The following is a 981-nucleotide window of genomic DNA, read 5'->3' as shown; positions in this document are numbered from 1 at the left end:
GGCGTACTTGGAGAGGCAAGTTCGTCGTCATCGTGTAGCCCGATCGCTATCTGAGCGATGCCGCGCGATCCTGCGGTGTGCAGATGGTCTGCCAAGCAAGTCTGTGGCTGCCGAACTTGGCATCCATGAACACACCGTCGGCAAGTGGCGCCGCCGATTCTTGAAGGATCGTTGTGATGGCCTGCTTGACGAAGCCCGCCCGGGCCGCCCTCGAACCATCGACGATGATCAGGTTGCCGAGGTAATCGAGCGGACATTGCGTACGACGCCGCCCGACGCAACGCACTGGTCGATCCGCTCGATGGCTGCGGATACTGGCTTTTCTCACACCACGATCCGCCGAATGTGGACGGCGTTCGGCTTGCAGCCGCACCGCAGCCAGACATTTAAACTATCGAGCGATCCGCTATTCGTCGATAAGGTGCGCGATATTGTCGGGCTTTATCTGTCGCCGCCTAACCGAGCCGTTGTCCTCAGTGTCGATGAGAAAAGCCAGATCCAGGCACTCGATCGCGAGCAGCCGGTCTTGCCGATGATGCCTGGGGTGCCGGAACGTCGCACGCATAGCTATGTGCGGCATGGTACGACCACGCTGTTTGCCGCGCTCGATGTCGCTTCCGGCTTCGTCATTGGCAAATGCTACAAGCGCCATCGGGCGCTCGAGTTCTTGAAGTTTCTCAAAGAGATCGACGCTCAAATCCCTGAGGGGCTCGCTGTCCATATCGTCATGGACAACTACGCTACCCACAAGACCCCCAAGATTAAAGCGTGGCTCGCTCGCCGGCCGCACTATCATGTCCACTTCACGCCGACTTCCGCGTCGTGGATCAATCAGATCGAGCGCTGGTTCGCTGAACTCACCAGAAAGCAGATCCGGCGAGGTGTTCACACCTCCGTCAGGCAGCTCGAAGCCGACATCCGTACCTTCATCGAATTGCACAACAACAACCCGAAGCCCTTCAAATGGACCAAGTCCGCAGA

General features: G+C 58.5%; 1 protein-coding gene. It reads left to right on the top strand.

All coding sequences use genetic code 11. The features are described 5' to 3' along the window. A partial coding sequence (locus tag IC66_RS0142340; RefSeq protein ID WP_038951393.1) for an IS630-like element ISBj5 family transposase occupies window positions 1–981 on the top strand: 981 nt, incomplete at both ends.

Origin of the sequence: Bradyrhizobium genomosp. III (assembly GCF_000261705.1) — a bacterium.
Classification (GTDB): domain Bacteria; phylum Pseudomonadota; class Alphaproteobacteria; order Rhizobiales; family Xanthobacteraceae; genus Bradyrhizobium; species Bradyrhizobium ottawaense.
This window is presented reverse-complemented; position numbering and strand designations above follow the sequence as displayed.